The sequence below is a fragment of the Paraburkholderia sp. DHOC27 genome (assembly GCF_003429005.1).
GTDB lineage: Bacteria > Pseudomonadota > Gammaproteobacteria > Burkholderiales > Burkholderiaceae > Paraburkholderia.
This window is the reverse complement of the sequence record NZ_QVQV01000006.1, coordinates 263,895-284,030: the sequence shown is the minus strand read 5'-3', so window position 1 is coordinate 284,030 and position 20,136 is coordinate 263,895. Positions and strand designations below refer to the sequence as shown.

Below are 20,136 nucleotides of genomic sequence, written 5' to 3'. Positions count from 1 at the left end.
GCAGCGGGGCACGACCCACGAAACGACTTTTATGGCGCGCCCGTGAGTATAGGCGTGTTTACCATAACTCGCTTCGCCAGATGGACATCCAGGGGCGGCTCCAGCGGGCTTGGGCGGGTCACAGCGGTATGTTTCAGATGCCCAAAACCAGCGCTTTAACGCTGTTTTGTGGGCTATTCGCCACGAATCAGGCTGGACTGAGCTCGCGTGGGTAGCGTTCGGCGTTCCCTCCATTTGACCACGCCAATTTCCGTCATGCCGGCTTGCAATTGACTGACGAAAGCACTTTGGTCCGTGCAAAGGCGCGCAGCGAAGCAGCCAGCCAGGCACCACAGACGACTCTACCCACGGGTGCAATCTGGTGCACCCGTGGGCTCGTGGATCGCCCACTGGAGGCTAACGACAGCCCGTTGAATTACAGCAAGCCGCGTTTTTGCAGCATGGGTTCGACTGACGGACCACGTCCGCGAAACGACTTGAACGCGGTGACCGGATCAATCGAATTGCCCACGCTGTAGATCCACTTCAGCAGACGCTCCGCCGTGTCGCGATGGAACGGATTGCCGGCTTCCTTGAACGCGGCGTAGCCGTCCGCCTCCAGCACTTCGGCCCACATGTAGACGTAGTAGCCCGCCGCGTACGAGTCGCCGCTGAACAGATGCTGGAAATGCGCCAGATAGTGGCGCATGCCGATATCCTCAGGAATGCCAAGCTTTTCCGCGTACTCCGTCTCGAAGCGGGCAAGGTCGACAGGCTGACCCACCGCACGCCCATGCAGCGCCATGTCCATCAGCGCCGGTCCCACATACTGCAAGGTCGTGAAGGCCTGATTGAAACGGCTTGCCTCGTGCAGACGATCGAGCAGCGCCGCCGGAATCGGCTCGCCCGTTTCGACATGCTTCGCGTGACGCAGCAGCACCTCGCGCTCCTGCGCCCAGTTCTCGAACAACTGCGAAGGCAGTTCGACGAAATCGGCGAGCACGTTGGTCCCGGCCAACCGCTCGTAGCGCACGTTCGAGAGCAGGCCGTGCAGCCCGTGGCCAAACTCGTGAAAGAGCGTACGGATGTCGTCGAAGCCGAGCAGCGTCGGCGCACCCTTCGCGAAGTTGTTGTTGTTCAGCACGATGGGCAGCGTGCCACCGTCGATGCCTGACTGCGACCGCAGAATGCTCATCCACGCGCCGCTGCGTTTGGTCTGACGCGCGAAGTTATCGCCGATGAACACGCCGATCATGCGCCCTTCCGAGTCCGCCACTTCCCATAGCCGCGCGTCCGGATGATAGAGCGGCACGCCGTGACGCTCGGTAAAGCGCAGTCCGAACAGACGCGACGCGCAGTCGAACATCGCCGCGACCATCGCGTCCAGCGAGAAGTACGGTTTGACCTGCGCGTCGTCGATGGCGAAGCTCTGCTGCCGCACTTTCTCCGACAGATAGCGCCAGTCCCACGCGGCGATCGGCGTCGGTTCGCCCAGCTCGGTGGCGAGCGCCGTCAGGCGTTGGCGGTCGTGCCCGGCCTTTTCGATGGCGGGCTTCCATGCACGCTGCAGCAATTCGTCCACGGCGGCCACCGACGGCGCCATACGGTCCGCCAGCTTGAATTCCGCGTAGGTCGCATAGCCCAGCAAGGCGGCCTGTTCCTGGCGTAACGCGATGATGCGCTCTGCTACTGGCCGGTTATCGTGTTCGCCAGCATGGGCGCCGCGCTCGCGGCGTGCGTGCCATACCTGCTCGCGCAACTCGCGCCGCGCCGAGAACGTCAGAAACGGCTCGGCCAGCGAAGGCGACAGCGTGATGACGTGCGTGCCTTCCGGCAAGCCGCGTTGACGCCCTGCTTCCAGCGCAGCGGCACGGACGAACGCCGGCAGGCCCGCCAGGTCGTCCGGTGTGGATAATGTCAGCGAGAAGCTCGCTTCGTCGGCGAGCACGTTCTGGCCAAACTGCGTGGACAGCGTGGCCAGTTCCTCGACGATGGCAGCGAAGCGCGCCTTCTCGGCTTTAGCGAGCGTGGCGCCGGCCCGCTCGAAATCCAGTTGCAGACGTTCGAGCAGACGCGTCTGTTCGGTGCTCAGGCCGAGGCTCGCGCGTTTTTCGTAGAGCGCATGCAGACGGGCGAACAAGGCTTCGTTCTGGTAGATCGCGTTGTCGTGCGCAGCCAGTCGCGGCGACAGGTCTCGCTCGATCGCCTGCAACGCGGGCGAGGTTTCGCTCAGTACAAGGTTGGAAAACAGATGGTCGAGACGGCGCAGGCTACGACCGCTGGCGTCGAAGGCGGCGGCGGAATTGTCAAAGGTCGGGGCTTCGGCGGCCGTGGCGATCGCTTCGATCTCACGGGTGTGCTCACGCATGGCGGCGTCGAAGGCGGGCGGGAAATGCTCGGGCAGGATCCGGTCAAACGGCGGTAAGCCGTAGGGGGTCTGCCAGTCCTCGAATAGAGGATTGGTTTCTTGCGAGAGGGACATGGTGGTTTCCTTAACGCGGGACCACATTCTATTCCCCATGTGTCCCCGCTTGCAGAACAGCGCTAGAGGCGCCGTTCGAGGCGGCGCCTCCTTGCTGATACCAGTAACTGGGCGCGTCCCCGCCGCGTTTCAAGGCCGCGCAAACGCGCTTTACACAGCGCTTCTTGCGCGGTCCCGGCCTGGTGTTTTCCCGCTGTGGAACAGCGCATCCGCGAGGCTTACAACGGGCAATCAGGCGAGCAACTTCGTCTCGTGCACACCCTCTGTCTCGCCAGGGATGCGCACGGAAAGCGCGATCCTGAGAGACGTTTTCTTTTTTGCCAAACGTTTGCGAGTTGCCTATCAAGTTGCCGCCCGACCTGCCGAAAACGCGTTCATAGGGTCAACGACACTTGAGGGAGAGGCGTCTCATGAAACAGCACGGATGGTGGGTGGCGCTGCTCATGCTGACCGGCTGCGCACAACTGCCGCCGGTCGCGGCCACTCAACCCGAGAAGCCGCCCGTCAAGACCGACATTCTGTCGTTCACGATCCCGCCGGATGCGCTCGGCGCCCGCGATCCCCAATTGACGGCGGTACTGGCCAAGGCCGGCGCGCTCGCGGCGGCCCAGAAGCAGCCCACGACGATTCTCGTCACCGCGATGGGGCAGGACTTCACGTATCTGAATCAGGCCATCTGGCGTGGGGTCCCCGCCCAGCACACGGTGAAGCTGAGTCTCGACAACCTGACGGCCGGCGCCAACCAGTCGTACAGCGTGTCGATCCGGCCAACGCCATAACGGAGCCGCGTGTATGTATCGCTTCATCGTTCTCGCCACCGGCCTGCTGCTCGCGACGTCCTCGTTCGCGGGGCAGCCGGCGGCTCAGGCGGCCGCTCAGACATCGGCAGGTCAGGCTGTGACGCAAACGTCCGGCGCTACGCCGACGGTCACGCTTGCCTCGGTCGCTCCGGCACCCGACAAGGTCTACCCGCCGCTGCCGACGCTCGCAATGATCCCGCCGCCTTCGGACGACGACCTGGACACCGCCCCGCGTCCCACGGCACGCAAAAAGAAAGTACGTGCGCCCGAGCACCGGCTCGCCGCGCCCCCGGCAAGACTCGTCGTATCCGATGCGTCGCGCGCTTACCTCGGCGGCATCGAAAAGCAACTCGATCTCGCCCTCGACCCTGCCTCAACCCGATAAGCCCCGTTGATCAACGCAAGACCGCGATCCATCCCGTATCGCACTTACGCGGAGACTTGACCCGTGACGACCCGACATCTGTTCTCAGCGGCAGGCGCGCCCCGCCGTTTTGGCGTTTTCAACGCGCCAGCGCTTGCGGCACTCGCACTCACCCTGTTCTGCGGCGCGTTGCACGCGGAGGACTGCTTCAACCAGGCCGCCGCCTATCAGGGCGTGAATCCTTCGGTGCTGCGCGCCGTGGCGTGGATTGAATCGAAGGACGACCCGGCCGCCATCAACCGCAACGCCAACGGCTCGATCGACGTCGGCCAGTTGCAGATCAATTCGATCCACTTCAACGATCTCGCGCGTCAGGGCGTGCCGCACCGCGCCCTCACCGATCCGTGCGTGAACGTCTACGTCGCGGCCTGGTTGCTCAAGCAGAAGATGGTGAAGTACGGCAACACGTGGCGCGCCATCGGTGCGTATCACTCGGAATCGCCACGCGAGCGTGATGCGTACGCGCTCAACATCCAGAAGGTGCTGGTGAGCTGGGGGGAATTGCAGGCGTCGCGCTAAGCGAGGCTTCGAGCGGAACCCGGGCGCGCTTCGAGCTGCGGCCTGGCGGGCGGAGGCGGGGTGGACCTTACGAGGCGGGACTTACGGGGCGCGGAGGGGCCCCGCTCGCTGGGGATCTGCGCGTTGCGGGTACAGGCATTGCTGCTGAAGATCAGTACCTTCATGCCTGACAGGAGATCATCGTGACGAGCCCCTCTGCTGACCCGCACGAGCCATCGGACAAGCCCGCGGACGGCCCGCCCACCGACATTTCCAAGCCGATTGGCGACGCCATCCCCACCCCGGTCGAACCCGGCCTGAACCAGCCTTTGCCCGAAAAGAAGCCCGACGACGAGGCCGACGAAAACGGCCACGTCGCTCCATAGCGCGCGCTGGCGCGCACCCTCGTTCCTCGTTCAGTGGTGATCCGGGACGGCGTGCGGCGGCTCGAGATCGAGCGCCGACGGTGCCGCTGGTGTCCTGGCGGCCTGCGCCTCCTGCATCGCATGCGACAGGATGCGCTTCGCGTCCGCGCTGCCTGAATCGATCACCATCGCACTGCCCGCGTTGTGCCATGCGCAAATCCAGCGGCCCGTGCTTTCGCAATTGCGCGCGGCCTGCAGGATCGCGTCGCGTTGCTGCTCGCGCGTGGTCAATGTCGCGTCCATGTCCTGCGCGTCGCGATTCTTCGGTTGCGCGGCAAGCGCCGTGGTCAGATGCGAGCGCGCGTTGGAGATGTCGTCACGGGCGAGCATCGCATGGGCCGTCTGCAGATTCCTGGACGCCTCACGAGCGGCCTGTTCGGAGACAGGTTTCGCATCGGCCTTGCTGTCATGCTTCGCGGTCGCTGGCGGTGGCGTCGTGGACGCCATGCGGGTGGTCGCAGCAGGCACTGTGTCTTTTGCTTTTGATGCGGCCTGCGGTGGTGTCGCCCTTTGTTTCGAATCTGCCACAGTAGCCGCACTGCTCTGTGCAGCGCTCAGTGGTTTGCCTGATGGCGTGGTGGTCACGTTCGCCTGATTGGACGTGGAAGCGACCAGCGCGCTCGCGGTGCCTGGCGGGGTAGTCATGGGTGCTTTGGCAGCGGCGCTCGTTTGCCCAGACGCCGTGAGCGCGGTCGATGCAACCGGCTTATCAGAACTCGCGGCCTTGCCCAAATTGTTCGACTGACTGGAAGCGACCAATGCACCCGGTTGGCCCGATACGGCGGACTTCGCGGAGGTAGCCGGTTGCGCCGAAGTCACCGTCCTCGCCGCGTTGGTTGTTTGAGTCGACGCGGCCAAACCGCCGGATGTACCTGACTGATTAGCAGTCAACGCCTTCGCGGCAGCGTTAGTTTGAGTGGACGCCACCGCACCCGGTTGGCTCGACGCCGCTGTCCTGGCCGTGGCGCTGGCTTGACTGGAGGCGATCAGCGCACCCGCCTGATTGCTCGCGGGTGCCTTGACCACGGCGTTGGCCGGGTTCGAGGCAATAGTCCCGGTCGGCATCCCGGATTGCTTCGAAGCCAGCGCATTCGCCGGGACGCTGGACGGGCTCGCGGCCGTATTCGCGGTCGTATTTGCGTGGGGCACGGCGGGTTGATTGGACGCCACGAGTGCGTTCGGGACGCTCGGCTTCGTATCCGCAGCCTTGCCGGTTGCGCTCGACGTATTCGACGCGACAGATCCGCCCGCCGGGTTTGCTTGCGTGGACCCAGCCGCCTTGTTCGCGCTGCTCAACGGATTAGCGGCAATCAGTCCGGTCGGCGGATTAGGTGTACCGGATACCGACGACGGCTTGCTTGCTGCACCGGTCGTATTGGAACCAGTCGCCCCATTCGCTGCATTCGCCTGCACGGTCACCTGCGGTTTGGCAGTAGCGGTCCGGTTTTCTGCGGGGTGATCGGCGGGGTTGCCGGCCATTGCCGCGTTCGGCGCAGCAGAGGCCAGCGCACCCGGCCGCGTATCCGCATGAGCTTGCGCCGCCGGGCCCTGACTGTCCGCCCCGCTCATGGCGAGTTTAGGCGTCGGCAACGGTGTCGCCTGTTTCGTTTCGGTCTGCGTGTGATCGGCCAGCTTCGGGGCGCTGGCCATCCTCGTGACAGGCGGCATCGCCTCGACCGGCTTGCCGGCATCGGCGGGGAGCGGATTCCTGGACGCCATCGCCGCCGACGGCCGCGCCGGCTGTCCCGCCTGCTGCGTCGTCACCGCGCCATACGTCGCCTTGGAAACGGCACGGCCGCCATCCTGTCGGAACAACACGAACACGCTGGTAGCGGCCGCGATCAACAGAAGCAGGCCGGCCAGCACGAACCAAAGCTTGCCGGAGCGTTTCGGCTCGACCCACGGGTCGTATCGGGAATAAAACTCGTCGTCGACGGCGCCCGCGGCGGTATTCCACGCCGCTGGCGCAGCGAGCGCCGACGGCCGCGACGAGCGCGGCGCCGGGAGCCTCGCGTTCGCAGACACGGCCATTGGCGGAAACCATCCGTGCGTTTCGCGCGTTTCAGATTGCTCCGCGCCGCACGCGGGACAGGACAGCAATCGCGCAGCCAGCGCCACGCCACAATGACGGCATTGTGACGAATCAGCCTGACCGGAAGTGAAATCGTTAATCATTGGTCTATCCGCCATTCACGTTGCGAGAACAGACCCATTTGCGGCGTGAAACACACGCGCCACCGATGATGTCTGGCACGACTGGCGTTATCAATAATCGTTTTTCTAATAGGAATGCGCCCGTTAAATCAATATCTGGGCTAAACGCAATATGATCTGCTTGCGAATAAAGATCAATCGGCCATTTCGGCCAGTTGGCGGATTAATCATATTGACGGCGCGACGCAATTAATCGCATCAGCGTCCCTTCAGCCACGAAATGTTGCGCGACAGCATCGGCGAAACGGCGCACACTGCGGCGATGCCCGGACATCCGGACGGGCGCACATGCAAAATGGGGAGCCCAATCATGGCAAAAGGTCAAATGCGCAGCAATCGCGAAGTAAAGAAGCCGAAGCAGGCGAAAAAGCCGACTCCCGCCGCCTTGCCTTCCGGTTCGCCGCCCATCCGGGTAGCGCCGTCGTCATCATCCACGCCGAAAAAACACTAAAAGACCAGGTGTCCGGCGACGATATTGCGCCGGCATTTTCCTGGTTTTGCGAGCAGCGGGCAGCGGACTCTGGGTCCCCTGCCCGCTGTCTTTTATCGGCATGCGCGGCCATGTCGACACCGCGCGTTCCCTGACCACTCAGCTATTGAAACAGGCCCGTCCAGGCGGCTGCGCGCGAGGCAGAGCACGCGCAAAACACGCAAGTGCCGCAGTTTGCGACAATAGCGCCTCTGCCGCGCCCGATCCCGCCACCAGCCACGTCCGCCCGCTCGACGTGACCTGCGGCGACTCGGAGACAGCGGTTCGCAACCCCCTATGACCGGCAGCGGTCCGCTCAATGGCACTTCCCCATATCGAACTTCTGTATTCCGTGTCCGGCCTGTTCGTCGGCTTTCTCGTCGGACTGACGGGTGTCGGCGGCGGCTCACTGATGACGCCGATCCTCGTGCTCCTCTTCAACGTCCATCCCGCGACGGCGGTCGGCACCGACCTGCTGTACGCGGCCGCCACCAAGGCGGCCGGCACGCTGGTACACGGCATGAAGGGTTCGGTGGACTGGCAGGTGACCACGCGCCTCGCCGCCGGCAGCGTACCCGCCGCCACCGTTACGCTGATCCTGCTGCACCGCTATGGCATGGATTCCCCGGGCGCGAGCCGTCTGATCCAGATCGTGCTCGGCGTGGCGTTGCTGATCACCTCCATCGCGCTGGTGTTCCGGCCGCAACTCGCGAAGCTCGGCGCCGGTCGCGAAAGCGCACTCACCCAGGGTCGCACGCTGGGTCTGACCGTGCTCACCGGCGCCATACTCGGCGTGCTGGTGTCGCTGACCTCGGTGGGCGCGGGCGCGATTGGCGTGACCGTGCTGCTCCTGCTGTACCCGCGACTGCCCACCACGCGCATCGTCGGTTCCGACATCGCGCACGCCGTGCCGCTCACCTTGCTGGCGGGCGCGGGCCATTGGCTGCTGGGGTCGATTGACTGGACGATGCTGCTGTCGCTGCTGGTGGGATCGTTGCCAGGTATCGTGCTCGGCAGTTTTCTGTCTGCCAAAGCACCGGATGCGCTGTTACGCAACGTGCTGGCCGCTACGCTGACGCTGGTCGGCGTGAAACTGGTGATGTCTTAAGGCGCAAGGCAATCCGACAGGCTCGCTGAGTGGCGGCACGTGCCCGGACAGCGTTACGCGCGCCAGCCCGGCATGAGGCCGGCTACCCAAGGCGCTCCCCATCGCCGCTCCCGCACCTTGCTACTTGAAGAAGCGGCAAGTCAGGTCCGTTTCGAACTGCCTTACCCAATAGCCCGCCTCGTCGGCGCGATACGACTGGGCCCAGCCGCCGCGCCGCACGGTGACGAGCCGGCGGTGATGCGCGAGGTCGTCCGGATCCGGCGATCCCGTGATTTCAAAGTGCGCCGGCGCAAAGCCATGCCGCGCGCACACCAGTTCGAACGCTGCCCGTTCTCCGATCGGCAGATCGGTGTAGTGCTGAAGCGTCGTGTCCATTTGACTCACTCCGGGTTCACTCAGGATGCTTCCCGTCCCGCAGTCTTCACACTACGCCTCAAACTGCGAAAAGTGTGTGTCATAACGCACCGCCAGACCGGCCGCCGAGTAACGGTCAATCAACGGCCAGCGCGTCCTCCCCGCCACCGGGCCTGCATAAGCGGACCCAGCAAATAAAAACGGGCCCCGGCCAATGACCGGGACCCGTATCCAGCATCCACGAACGCCGTGCGTCCGGATGCTCCGCGCGAGCGCGAATTAGTTCGGCAGCACAACCGTCAGCTTGTTCGACACCGAGGTCACGCCGGCGACGCCTTGCGCAGCGGCAGTAGCCTTGTCGATCTGGCTCTGGTCAGGCACCGAGCCCGTCAGCGTCACTGCACCGCCACGCGCGCGCACCGAGATGCTCGACACGTCGACGCCCTGAGCCTTGGCCAGCGCGCTACGCACCTTGCGGCCCAGCGTGCGGTCTGTCTTCTTGACCGACTTGGCGCTCGGCGCGGCCATTGCGTCCGTTGCGGCTGCATCGCTTGATTGTGCGTACACGTTGCAAGCCAGCACGACCGCCACCACACCACCCAGCGCCTTCAGAAAATCGACCGATTTCATACTTTCTCCTTTTTACTTCGGTTATGACCGCATCTAACAAGCGGCTTCGTTACGACTTCTGTCACCCACGGCTGTTCGCAGCGCGCACGAAAGCGCGGCTGAACCACAGCCAGTGATGGCTTTGACACGGAGTGCGAGAGGCGAGAGGGGCCGGCCTTGATCGCCCTCGAAGGGCAAAACACGGGCCGGCATGCCACGGTTCGGCAACGCGCCCAGTTCTCATTTGTCTTGCCGGGTCGCGCTGCGCAAACGTTGATTCGCGGCAGCGATGCACAATTTAATCCAGGCGCGTCAGAAGCGCAAAGGGTTTAGCAAGCTTCGAGCGCCGCGCGTGGCGTGGCGTTCACGATTTGTTACGCGTTTGTTAAACCGCTGGACGCCCCGGCTGGCCGCCCTGGCGCCAACTTCATGTACCATCGGCGCGAGTGCGTCGCGTGCGAAGTACGCCCGGCAATCCCCTGGGCAAGTCTCATTGCGTTGCAGCGAGACGCGGCTTTCATCGCGGTACGCCCCGGTTCACTACATTCAACTGAACGGCCCGAGCCGTCACGTCAGCCCATGAAGTCTGCCAACGGCCGCACCCCACCTCGCCTCGTCGCCCGCTTCGTGGCGATTTCATGGCGCGATCTGGCGGTATCGTTCGGTCCGATCCTGTTGATCGCCGCGGCCGCCATCTGGATCGCGGTACGCCTGATCCAGCCCGCACCGCCCAGCACGCTGACCATGACCGCCGGGCCGCAAGGCAGCTCGTTCTGGAATGCGGCGCAGAAGTACAAGGCGATCCTCGCGCGCAACGGCATCACCCTCAACGTGCTGACCTCCGAAGGCTCGGCCCAGAACCTGCAACGTCTTGCTGATCCGCACGGCAACGTGGACGTGGGCTTCGTGCAGGACGGCATCACGGCCACCCAACCCATCGACGGCCTGATGTCGCTCGGCAGTGTGGCCTACGTGCCGCTGGCCATCTTCTATCACGGGCCGACCGTCACGCGCCTCTCCGAATTCAAGGGGCAGCGCCTCGCCATCGGCGCGGAAGGCAGCGGCACGCGCGAGCTGGCGCTGGCTCTGCTGAAGGCCAACGGCATCGAGCCCGACGGCTCCACCAAACTCCTGCCGCTGTCCGGCGACGAAGCCGCCCAGGCGCTCACCGAAGGCAAGGTGGACGCGGCCTTTCTGACTGGCGACTCCGCCCAGCCGCCGGTGATGGTCAAGCTGACCCATACGCCGAACATCCAGTTCTACAACTTCACCCAGGCCGAAGCCTACGGCCGCCGCTTCCCGTACCTGACGCCCATCCATATTCCGATGGGCGCCTTCGACTTCGGCAAGAACCTGCCCGCGCAGCCTCTCCAGATGGTGGCGCCGACCGAAGAGCTGGTGGCGCGCACGTCGCTGCATCCGGCGCTCTCCGACCTGCTGATCGAAGCCGCGCGCGAAGTGCACGGCAAAGCCAACCTGTTGCAGCACGCCGGCGAATTCCCCGCCCCGCTCGCCCACGACTTCCCGATCAGTGACGACGCCGCGCGCTACTACAAGTCGGGCAAGAGCTTTCTGTATCGTGTGCTGCCGTTCTGGATCGCCAGCCTGGTCGACCGGCTGCTGGTGGTGGTCGTGCCACTGGTGGTGGTGCTGATCCCGGCGTTGCGGCTGGTGCCGTCGCTGTACGCGTGGCGGGTCAAGTCGCGCATCTACCGCTGGTACGGCGCGTTGATCGCCATTGAACGCGGCGCGCTCAGCGAAACCTCCGCCGAGGAACGCCAGGCGTTGATCGAGCGGCTCGACGCGATCGAAGAATCCGTCAACGGACTCAAAATGCCGCTCGCCTATGCTGACCAGTTCTATGTGCTGCGCGAGCACATCGGTTTCGTGCGTGCGCGGCTGACCCAGGGGCTCGATCATCCTCACGATGCCGCGCACCCGCACGCTCCCGCTGCGGCGAGCCCTGCGGATGAAGCCGGCAAGCCGTCCACCGCGTCACCGCACGAGACGGCGTGATATCAGTGGACGAATCAGCGAACAACTACCGTTAGACGGTGGCAGCCGTGGTGTGCAGCACGCGCTGAAATTTGACAGCCCACTGCGCACCGCGCCCGCTCCGCGTAAGATCACGTCAGACTGGCTGGTTTAGCAGACGCGTGCGCAGGTTCGTACCGGGGACTTGTCGTAAACCCTCGCAGCGAGCCGCCCATATTCACGCCGCTGACCGTGCAGATCCGAGCAATCCGGGAGACATCTATGACTGATGGCATCGACGCCACGCAACCTCTGTGGTTTTACGACTTTGTCTCGCCGTTCACGTATTTGCTGCTCGAGCAACATGAAAAATGGCCGGACTTTCCGTTCGTTTTCACGCCCGTGCCGCTGTACGAATTGCAGGCCCGCTGGGGCCAGATTCCGAACTACGGCGTACCCGCCAAGCGCGTGTACACCTATCGGCATGCGCTGTTTCGCGCCGAGCAACTCGGCATTGGGTTCAAGATGCCGCCCGCGCATCCGTTCGATTCGACCAGGCCGCTCCTGCTTGCCGTGGCGGCCAAGGCCGACGTCCAGTTGACGCGCGAGATCTTTCGCTTCATCTGGCGCGAGGGGCGCGACCCATCCACGGACGAAGGTTTCGCTGCGCTGTGCGAACGGGTTGGCATGCCGGATGGGCCGGAGTTGATCCAGCGCGAGGACGTCAAGGCGCAGTTGCAGCGCAACGTGACCGATGCCATCGAACTGGGTGTGTTCGGTGTGCCGACCTTCTGGCTCAACGATCAGTTATTCTGGGGCGAAGACGCACTGCCAATGGTGCTCTACTGCGCGCGTACCCCGAACTGGCTGGAGTCGCGTGAAGTGAAGCGCATCAGTGCGTTGCCCTCCGGTCTGAAGGTCTGAAGGCTTGAGGCTTTGAAGGTTTAGGCGTGAAGTGCTGCTGGATGCGAGCCGGCGCCGCTGCCGTGATGCCGGCCATACCGCACCCGCTATGGCCGACGCACGGCAAACGGGCCTAAGGTTATAGACTTCGCGCCGCGTTGCGTGCGCCGTCATGCTGGCGGCTGCGTGACGCGTCTCCCTTGAGTCTGATTCGCCCAACTGATTTCATGGACGACACCGCTGCTTCCCTCGATATCTGGCTCGTCCGCGTGCTGCGAACGCTGCTCGTCGAGCGCAGCGTCACGCAGACTGCGCAGCGCCTGAACCAGACGCAGCCGGCCATCAGCACCGCGCTGCGCAAGCTGCGTGAGACGCTCAACGATCCGATCCTGGTACGCGGCAAGGCCGGCATGGTGCCGACCGAGTACGGCGAATCGCTGCTCGCTTCCGCGCAACGGGTCCTGCGTGAAGTGGATTTCGTTGCCACGCCGCACGGCGATTTCGACCCGGGCCGCTCACGCCGCACATTCCGGATCGCGGCGCCCGACTATCTGAACGACTTCTTCATGCCCACCGTGATCGCGCAGTTTCGCGAGGCGGCGCCGCATGCGCGTCTGGAGATCGAATCGTTGTGTCCGACGCTCGACCACGCTGCCGCGCTCGATGCCGGCGAACTCGATCTCGTGATCGGCAACTGGCCGAAGCCCGACCCGCGCTTCGAGAAGAGCGATCTGTTTTCGGACACGGTGGTCTGCATGATGCGCGCCGATCACCCGCTGACGCGGGCGCCGCTCACGCGCGAGGCCTATCTGGCGGCGCCGCACCTCGCGCCCACGCCATACAGCGGCGCGAGCGGCGGTGCGGTGGATACCGGCTTTGCACGCGCCGGCGCGCAACGGCGCATCGTCGCCACGATGCCGTACTTCGGACTCGTGCCACAGGTGCTGCTGCAATCCGATCTGATCTTCACGACCACCCGGCGCTTCGCCACTCACTACGCGGGTATGCTGCCGCTTGCCGTGGTCGATGTGCCGATTCCGTTTCCGCGCATCAAGTGCTATCAGTTGTGGCATCCGCAACCGGACCGCCCGAGCGACATTGGCTGGCTGCGCACGTTGATGTCACGGGTGTCGGATGCGCTGGTTGCGCACAAGCCGCGGCGCGTGAAGAACACGCCCGCGGCTGCGAGGGAAATGGCGCTGCAAGGGCGCTAGGCTACCGGAACCACCAGAGCGACATCTCAGGGAACGAGATTGAAACTTAGACGCTGGCGCACAGCGCGCCAACGGACGAATCGCTCTCCTCGCCTTGCACGGGCACGCTGCCCAGCACCCGCGAACGTACCTGCAAAAGCTCGGCGCACACAGCGAGCGCTATCGAAGGCGGCGCCTTGTCGACGATACCCGTCACGCCGATCGGACACGTCATGTCGCTCAGACGCGCTTCTCCCACGCCACGCTCCATCAAGCGCCGCTCGAATTTCACGCGCTTGGTCTTCGAGCCGATCATCCCGAAGTAGGTGAAGTCGCGCCGCCGCATGATGCGCACGGCGAGCGAAAAATCGAGCGCGTGATTGTGCGTCATCACGAGGAAGTAGGCGCCAGCCGGCGCGCTGTCGATGATCGCGTCGGGCGTGTCGGTGGCCTCGATCTGCACGTTCGCCGGCACTTCGTCAGGGAACAGTTCGTCGCGCTCGTCCACCCATTGCACGACACACGGCAGACTGCCCAGCAACGTGATCAGCGCGTGCCCGACATGCCCCGCGCCGAACAGCACCACGTGCATCGGCGCGGGCCGCGACGCAGCGTGGCTGCTGCGTCGGCCAACCTGTATGAATGGAGGAGCGTCGATCATCGCAAGCGTTCCAGAGTGGCTTCGGGTTACTGCCGCACAGCGGCAGAGGCAGATGCAGCAGCAGGCACACAGGCAGGCGCCGGGGCAGGATGCGTGGCCGCGCGCACGGCGCCCACCGCCTTGAGAATTTCCTCGCTGGTCGCGGGTGCGTTGAGCGGCGGGTTGACCTTGTAGTCACCCACGGCCGCCACCGCGTCGCGCACGGCGAAGAACACCGAGAACGGCAGCAGCAGCGGCGGCTCGCCGGTCGCCTTCGAACGGTGGATGCTGTCCTCCGCGTTCCTGTTCTTGAAGAGGCGCACGCGGAAATCCGGCGGTGTGTCGTTGACGGTCGGAATCTTGTAGGTGGACGGCGCGTGCGTCATCAGCTTGCCGCCCTGGTTCCACCACAGTTCTTCAGTGGTGAGCCAGCCCATGCCCTGAATGAAGGCGCCTTCCACCTGCCCCACGTCGAGCGCCGGATTGAGCGACGCACCCACGTCATGCAACGCGTCCGCGCGCAGCACGCGCATCTCGCCGGTCAACGTGTCGATCACCACTTCGGCCACGGCCGCGCCATACGAGTAGTAGTAGAACGGCCGGCCGCGCAGTTTCGATTGATCCCAATAGAGCTTCGGGGTCGCATAGAAACCGTCCGACCACAACTGCACGCGCGCCAGATAGGCCTTGGCGATGATCTCTTCGAATGGCACGACGGCCTCGCCCACGCGTACGCGGTCGTGAGCAAAGCGCACGTCTGCGGCGCTGACCGTGCCCGCGCCGTAACGCTCCGCAGCAAACGCCGAGAGACGTTCGCGCAACTGACGCGCTGCATCCTGCGCCGCCTTGCCGTTCAGATCGGAGCCCGTCGACGCAGCCGTTGCCGAGGTGTTGGCCACCTTGCTGGTGTCCGTCGCCGTCACGCGGACGCGGCTGAAGCTGATCCCCAGCTCATGCGCGACGACCTGCGCGACCTTGGTGTTGAGCCCCTGCCCCATCTCCGTGCCGCCGTGATTCACGAGCACCGAGCCGTCGGTATAGATATGCACCAGTGCGCCGGCCTGGTTGAAGTGCGTCACGTTGAAGGCGATGCCGAACTTCACCGGCGTGAGCGCCATGCCCTTCTTCAGCACTTCGTTGTTCGCGTTGAACTCGCGGATTTCGGCGCGGCGTGCGCGGTATTCGCTGGTGGCTTCGAGTTCGTCGATCAACTCGTGAATCACGTTGTCTTCGACCATCTGACCGTACGGCGTCTCATTGCGCTCGGTCTTGCCGTACAGATTGCGACGGCGCACGTCGAGCGAATCCTCGCCGAGCGAACGCGCAATGTTGTCCATGATGTATTCGATCGCGAACGCGCCCTGCGGACCGCCGAAGCCACGAAACGCCGTGTTCGACTGCGTGTTGGTCTTGCCGCAGAAGCCGTCGATGGTCACGTCCGAGAGCCAGTACGCGTTGTCGAAGTGGCACAGCGCGCGCGTCATCACCGGGCCCGACAGGTCCGCGGAGAAACCGCAGCGCGAGGTCATATCCACGCTCACGCCGTCGATCACACCCTTGTCGTCGTAGCCGACTTCGTACGTGTAGTGAAAGTCGTGCCGCTTGCCGGTGACCATCATGTCGTCGTCACGGTCGGGACGCAGCTTCACGGGGCACAACAGCTTCCACGCGGCAATCGACGCGCAGCATGCAAACAGCGCCGACTGCGATTCCTTGCCGCCGAAGCCGCCGCCCATGCGGCGGCATTCCACCAGCACGTTATGCGACGCGACGCCGAGCGCGTGCGCAACGAGGTGCTGCATCTCGGTGGGGTGCTGCGTGGAGCAATAGACGTGCATGCCGTCATCGTCCTTCGGCACGGCGTACGAAATCTGTCCTTCCAGATAGAACTGTTCCTGGCCACCCAGCAGCATCTCACCCGCTTCACGATGCGCGGCGCGGGCGATGCCCGCTGCCGAATCACCGCGTGCCAGCTTCATGGGCGGCAACACATGCTGATTGGCCGCGCGTGCCTCCTGCGCGGTGAGAATCGCGGGCAGTTCTTCGTAGACGATCTCGGCGCGCCGCGCAGCGAGGCGCGCCACGTCATGCGAAACCGCCGCGACGATGAACACCGGCTGGCCGACGTACAACACCTCGCCCTTCGCGAGAATCGGATCATCACCGTGGATGATCGGACCGACGTCGTTCACGCCCGGAATGTCGTCAGCCGTGAAGACGGCCACGACGCCCGGTGTTGCGCGCACCTTGTCGAGCGACATGGAAACGATCTTCGCATGCGCCTTGGTGGACAACCCGAGCGCTGCGTGCAGCGTGCCGGCCAGCACTGGAATGTCGTCCGTGTAGGTCGCGCGGCCGCTGACGTGCAGATGCGCGGACTCGTGCGGCCGCGAGATGTGCACCTGGGTAAATTCTTCGAATTCCTGAGCGTCTTTCAGGAACGGTTCTGCCTGCTGATTCATTGTCTTTCTCCGTATCCGTCTGACGAGGTCAAGCGAGCGCGCCGGCAGCGAGCACCGCGCGCACATCGAGCGCGGCCTTGGGCAGCGGATTGTGCGGACGGGTTTCGAGCCAGAAGCGGTACAGCGTGTTCTTGGCCGCTTCCAGACGGTAGTTGCTGGTGGCGCGCATGTCGCTGAGCGGCGCGTAGTCGTTGCCGAGCGCGATCATCGCGGCCTGGGCGGTGGCTTCGTGCCATTGCGCGTCGCGCAGCACGGCTTCGGCGTGGATCGCGCGCTTCGATGTGGCGGCCATGCCGCCAAACGCAATGCGCGGCTCGCGGATCAGGTCGCCATCAGGGATGAACGAAAAGGCCGCGCACACGGCGGAGATGTCCGAATCGAAACGCTTCGAGAGCTTGTAGGTGCGAAATTGCAGGTTCGCACGTGCGCCGGTGCGGGTCGGCACCTTCAGGCCGACCACGAACTCGTGCTCGGCCATGTCCTTCTTCTGATACGCGACGTACAGGTCTTCGAGCGCCATCTCGCGTTCGATCTCGCCGCCGCGCACGGTCACGCGCGCGCCGAGTGCGATCAGACCCGGCATCGAATCGCCGATGGGCGAACCGTTCGCGATGTTGCCGCCAAGCGTGCCTGCATTGCGGATGGGCAGCGAGGCGAAGCGTTTCCACATCTCGGTGAGTTCGGGATAGTGCTTCGCGAGTTCTCCATAAGCCGTTTCGACGCTCACGCCCGCGCCGATCTCGATCCAGTCGGCGGAGGTCTCGAGGCGCCGCAACGCGTCGATCTGGCCGACGTAGACGATGTTGCCCAACTCACGCATCTGCTTGGTGACCCACAGGCCGATGTCGGTGCTGCCCGCCAGAATCCGTGTGGCGGGTTGGGCGGCCTTGATCTGCGCGAGCGCTTCGACGCAGCGCGGCGCGTCGAATTGCTGGCCCTTGTGTTCGTAGTGGAAGGTGTCGTCACGCGCGATGGTGGCGAGTTGCGCGGAGAGCGCGGCGATATCGACCGGCGCTTTCGGCGCGGGTGCTTCGAACATGCGCACGGCGGCATCGACGATAGGCCGGTAGCCCGTGCAGCGGCACAGGTTGCCGGTCAGCGCATTGCTGATGTCGTCGCGCGACGGCACCGTGCGGTTCGCACACTGATGCTCGTGGCCATGTTTCTCGTACAGCGACCACATCGACATCACGAATCCAGGCGTACAGAAGCCGCACTGTGAGCCGTGACACTCCACCATCGCCTCCTGCACCGGGTGCAGCGTGCCGTCCGGCTGGCGCAGGTCTTCGACGGTGTAGAGCGCCTTGCCGTCGAGCGTGGGCAGGAACTGGATGCACGCATTGACCGCCTTGAAGCTCACGCCGCCTGCCTCGTTGCGTTCGCCGACCACGACCGTGCACGCGCCGCAGTCGCCTTCGGCACACCCTTCCTTGGTGCCGGTGCAGTGCGCGTCCTCGCGCAGATACTGCAGCACGGTGCGGGTGACGGGCGCGTCCGTTATCTCGCGGATCGCGTTGCGGTGGTAGAAGCGAATCGGCTGGCTCATGTGTCTCACTCTCGGTTTGTTCTGTCTCGGCCCGTGGGGATCGGACCATGCTGCACTGACGTCTCGAAAATTAACACCGTCAATATTTGCAACCCATAGGTGGGTTCGCATGCGGGACATATCGTTGCAACGATAAATAACGGGATAAGGCGCGGGCAGCGCTTATGCCCGCATGACGCTTTCGCGCTATTTTTCATAAATATAGCGAATTTGGGACACCGCCATGCGCAATTTCGAGATTCGCAAAATGCGCATTGGCTTTAAATGCCACTGCGACTGCCTCTCTTACCCATCCGGCACCGTTTTTTTAACGATAGAAATATTAAGCAGACCCTGCACGGGAATCGGTTCCATGGGAGAATCATGCCTTCGCGCCGTTTTCAAGTATCGTTTTCCCCATGTCCACGAACACCGCCTCCCCGCGCAGTGAATTTGCGGTCACGCTGCAGATCATTCCGATCGTTTTTTTCACGTTCGTTTGCTATCTGACCATCGGCATTCCGCTGGCGGTGCTGCCCGGTTACGTCCACGACGACCTCGGCTTTAGCGCCGTGGTGGCGGGCGCGGCCATCAGCGTGCAGTACCTGGCGACGCTGGCTTCGCGGGCACTGGCCGGCCGCTCGGCGGACACGCTCGGGCCCAAGCGCACTGTGGCGATCGGTCTGATTGGCTGCGGAATCAGCGGTGTGATGCTGCTGCTGGCTGTATTGACCGGACGCTGGCCGGCTCTCAGCCTGACCCTGCTGGTGCTGAGCCGGCTGATCCTGGGCTGCGGCGAAAGCCTGTGCGGCACCGGTGCGATTCTGTGGGGCATCGGCCGGGTGGGCGTGTCGCACAACGCGCGGGTGATTTCGTGGAACGGCATTGCCACGTATGGCGCGCTGGCTATCGGCGCCCCGCTTGGTGTCGCCATTGCGCATTCGGTGGGCTTCGCGGCGCTTGGCATCGTCATCATTGCGCTGGCCGCCGGTGGCTACTCCCTCGCGCGACGTATCGAGCCGGTGCCGATCGTGCACGGCGAGCGCATGTCGTACCGCAGTGTCTTCATGCGCGTGCTGCCACATGGCATTGGCCTCGCGCTAGGCTCGGCCGGTTTCGGCTCGATCGCTACCTTCATTACGCTGTTCTATGCAGCGCGGCATTGGCCGAACGCGGCCCTTTCGCTGACCGTGTTCGGCACGCTGTTCATCGGCGCGCGTCTGCTGTTCGCCAACACCATCAAGACGTACGGCGGCTTCCGCGTGGCGATTGCGTCGTTCTGCTTTGAATGTGTGGGATTGCTGATGCTGTGGCTCTCCCCCGAGCCGCACGTCGCGTTGGCTGGCGCCGCGTTGACTGGATTTGGCTTCGCGCTGGTGTTCCCCGCGCTGGGCGTGGAAGCGGTTGGTTTGGTGCCACCGGCAAGCCGCGGCGCGGCGTTGTCGGCGTATTCGGTGTTTCTGGATTTGTCGCTGGGAATTACCGGGCCGCTCGCCGGTTATATCGCCGGTGGATTTGGCTATGGGTCCGTGTTCCTGTTTGCCGCCGTAGCCGCCGCCGCTGCATGCGGTTTGACGACCATGCTGTATCTGCGCAACGCCCGGGTGCCTAACGCCCCGGCTGCCACTTAATTCGCTTGTTTTGCGGGCGCCGTGTGCATCGGGCACAGGCGCCGGCGATAACGCCCGGTGCGCTTTTCATGCGAGGCAAGTCCACGGCACTCCGTGGACGCCCGCCGCCCTGCCCGGCCGCCAGCTCTCCAGTTCAGGGGAAAAACACTTCGTCGTACGTCTGTGGGTCATCGGTCTCGCCACGCGCCACCCGGCGGCCGACGACCAGACCGGCGTCGTACGCCGCTTCGAGCGCCAGCGCGACCTGCTCGATGTTGACGATGCGGAAGTCCGCCGTCGGCTTACCCGTCGGCTCGAGTCGCTCGATGCCGAGAATCTCGTTGGCGATACCCCGTAACAGTACGACACGCTCGTCGTGGACGATGTTGCTCATTTCATACCCCCAATGCAGGCGGGGCGTGACGACTTCGAAGTGAAATCTCTATAGCCCGATCAGCCTTGAATTA

General features: G+C 64.3%; 18 protein-coding genes. 10 read left to right on the top strand and 8 right to left on the bottom strand.

Annotated features, from left to right (window positions below):
* Nucleotides 1-415: 415 nt before the first annotated feature.
* A complete protein-coding gene (locus D0B32_RS19980; protein ID WP_117336013.1) occupies nucleotides 416-2,461 on the bottom strand; it encodes a M3 family metallopeptidase in 2,046 nt (681 codons plus the stop codon).
* Nucleotides 2,462-2,871: 410 nt separating this feature from the next.
* On the opposite strand from D0B32_RS19980, the gene D0B32_RS19975 reads away from it, so the two are divergent.
* The 4 genes from D0B32_RS19975 (at nucleotide 2,872) to D0B32_RS19960 (ending at nucleotide 4,569) form a co-directional block, all read left to right on the top strand.
* Nucleotides 2,872-3,240: a hypothetical protein gene (locus D0B32_RS19975; RefSeq protein ID WP_117336012.1), complete on the top strand. Its 369-nt coding sequence runs from the start codon at nucleotides 2,872-2,874 to the stop codon at nucleotides 3,238-3,240.
* A 13-nt stretch (nucleotides 3,241-3,253) separates the two neighbouring features.
* A complete protein-coding gene (locus tag D0B32_RS19970) occupies nucleotides 3,254-3,646 on the top strand; it encodes a hypothetical protein (protein WP_117336011.1) in 393 nt (130 codons plus the stop codon).
* A gap of 153 nt (nucleotides 3,647-3,799) precedes the next feature.
* Nucleotides 3,800-4,204: a lytic transglycosylase domain-containing protein gene (locus tag D0B32_RS19965; RefSeq protein WP_259295083.1), complete on the top strand. Its 405-nt coding sequence runs from the start codon at nucleotides 3,800-3,802 to the stop codon at nucleotides 4,202-4,204.
* 179 nt (nucleotides 4,205-4,383) lie between these two features.
* Entirely contained in the window at nucleotides 4,384-4,569 is a 186-nt protein-coding gene (locus D0B32_RS19960) for a hypothetical protein (RefSeq protein ID WP_117336010.1), read from the top strand.
* Nucleotides 4,570-4,599: 30 nt separating this feature from the next.
* Here the strand turns inward: D0B32_RS19960 and D0B32_RS19955 are convergent, their stop codons facing one another.
* Nucleotides 4,600-6,639, bottom strand: a complete 2,040-nt coding sequence (locus D0B32_RS19955; protein WP_117336009.1) for a hypothetical protein — start codon at nucleotides 6,637-6,639, stop codon at nucleotides 4,600-4,602.
* A gap of 493 nt (nucleotides 6,640-7,132) precedes the next feature.
* Here D0B32_RS19955 and D0B32_RS32610 point away from each other — a divergent pair, with 493 nt between their 5' ends.
* The gene (locus tag D0B32_RS32610) at nucleotides 7,133-7,273 is read left to right on the top strand and encodes a hypothetical protein (protein ID WP_181969851.1); all 141 of its coding nucleotides are present in this window, start codon (nucleotides 7,133-7,135) and stop codon (nucleotides 7,271-7,273) included.
* A 337-nt stretch (nucleotides 7,274-7,610) separates the two neighbouring features.
* Nucleotides 7,611-8,399: a sulfite exporter TauE/SafE family protein gene (locus D0B32_RS19945; protein ID WP_117336007.1), complete on the top strand. Its 789-nt coding sequence runs from the start codon at nucleotides 7,611-7,613 to the stop codon at nucleotides 8,397-8,399.
* A 120-nt stretch (nucleotides 8,400-8,519) separates the two neighbouring features.
* Here D0B32_RS19945 and D0B32_RS19940 read toward each other — a convergent pair whose 3' ends face one another.
* Both D0B32_RS19940 and D0B32_RS19935 read right to left on the bottom strand, forming a co-directional pair.
* On the bottom strand, nucleotides 8,520-8,774 hold the full coding sequence (locus tag D0B32_RS19940) for a hypothetical protein (protein ID WP_117336006.1): 255 nt from the start codon (nucleotides 8,772-8,774) through the stop codon (nucleotides 8,520-8,522).
* Nucleotides 8,775-9,032: 258 nt separating this feature from the next.
* Nucleotides 9,033-9,383 (bottom strand): BON domain-containing protein, encoded by a 351-nt coding sequence (locus D0B32_RS19935; protein ID WP_117336005.1) that lies wholly within the window; start codon nucleotides 9,381-9,383, stop codon nucleotides 9,033-9,035.
* Nucleotides 9,384-9,941: 558 nt separating this feature from the next.
* On the opposite strand from D0B32_RS19935, the gene D0B32_RS19930 reads away from it, so the two are divergent.
* The 3 genes from D0B32_RS19930 (at nucleotide 9,942) to D0B32_RS19920 (ending at nucleotide 13,453) form a co-directional block, all read left to right on the top strand.
* Nucleotides 9,942-11,378 (top strand): TAXI family TRAP transporter solute-binding subunit, encoded by a 1,437-nt coding sequence (locus D0B32_RS19930; protein WP_117336004.1) that lies wholly within the window; start codon nucleotides 9,942-9,944, stop codon nucleotides 11,376-11,378.
* A gap of 240 nt (nucleotides 11,379-11,618) precedes the next feature.
* Entirely contained in the window at nucleotides 11,619-12,260 is a 642-nt protein-coding gene (locus tag D0B32_RS19925; RefSeq protein WP_117336003.1) for a 2-hydroxychromene-2-carboxylate isomerase, read from the top strand.
* Nucleotides 12,261-12,466: 206 nt separating this feature from the next.
* On the top strand, nucleotides 12,467-13,453 hold the full coding sequence (locus D0B32_RS19920) for a LysR substrate-binding domain-containing protein (RefSeq protein ID WP_117336002.1): 987 nt from the start codon (nucleotides 12,467-12,469) through the stop codon (nucleotides 13,451-13,453).
* A 46-nt stretch (nucleotides 13,454-13,499) separates the two neighbouring features.
* On the opposite strand, the gene xdhC is transcribed toward D0B32_RS19920, so the two are convergent.
* From xdhC to xdhA, 3 genes are read right to left on the bottom strand one after another with little or no spacing between them, the layout of a single operon-like run.
* Nucleotides 13,500-14,093: a xanthine dehydrogenase accessory protein XdhC gene (gene xdhC, locus D0B32_RS19915; protein ID WP_117336001.1), complete on the bottom strand. Its 594-nt coding sequence runs from the start codon at nucleotides 14,091-14,093 to the stop codon at nucleotides 13,500-13,502.
* 26 nt (nucleotides 14,094-14,119) lie between these two features.
* Nucleotides 14,120-16,534: a xanthine dehydrogenase molybdopterin binding subunit gene (xdhB, locus tag D0B32_RS19910; RefSeq protein WP_259295063.1), complete on the bottom strand. Its 2,415-nt coding sequence runs from the start codon at nucleotides 16,532-16,534 to the stop codon at nucleotides 14,120-14,122.
* Nucleotides 16,535-16,562: 28 nt separating this feature from the next.
* Nucleotides 16,563-18,080, bottom strand: coding sequence for a xanthine dehydrogenase small subunit (gene xdhA, locus D0B32_RS19905; RefSeq protein ID WP_117336000.1), 1,518 nt, complete (start codon nucleotides 18,078-18,080; stop codon nucleotides 16,563-16,565).
* 398 nt (nucleotides 18,081-18,478) lie between these two features.
* Between xdhA and D0B32_RS19900 the strand changes: the two genes are divergently transcribed.
* Nucleotides 18,479-19,690: an MFS transporter gene (locus D0B32_RS19900; RefSeq protein WP_117335999.1), complete on the top strand. Its 1,212-nt coding sequence runs from the start codon at nucleotides 18,479-18,481 to the stop codon at nucleotides 19,688-19,690.
* Nucleotides 19,691-19,823: 133 nt separating this feature from the next.
* Here D0B32_RS19900 and D0B32_RS19895 read toward each other — a convergent pair whose 3' ends face one another.
* Entirely contained in the window at nucleotides 19,824-20,063 is a 240-nt protein-coding gene (locus tag D0B32_RS19895) for a DUF6900 domain-containing protein (protein ID WP_117335998.1), read from the bottom strand.
* Between the last annotated feature and the right edge of the window lie 73 nt (nucleotides 20,064-20,136).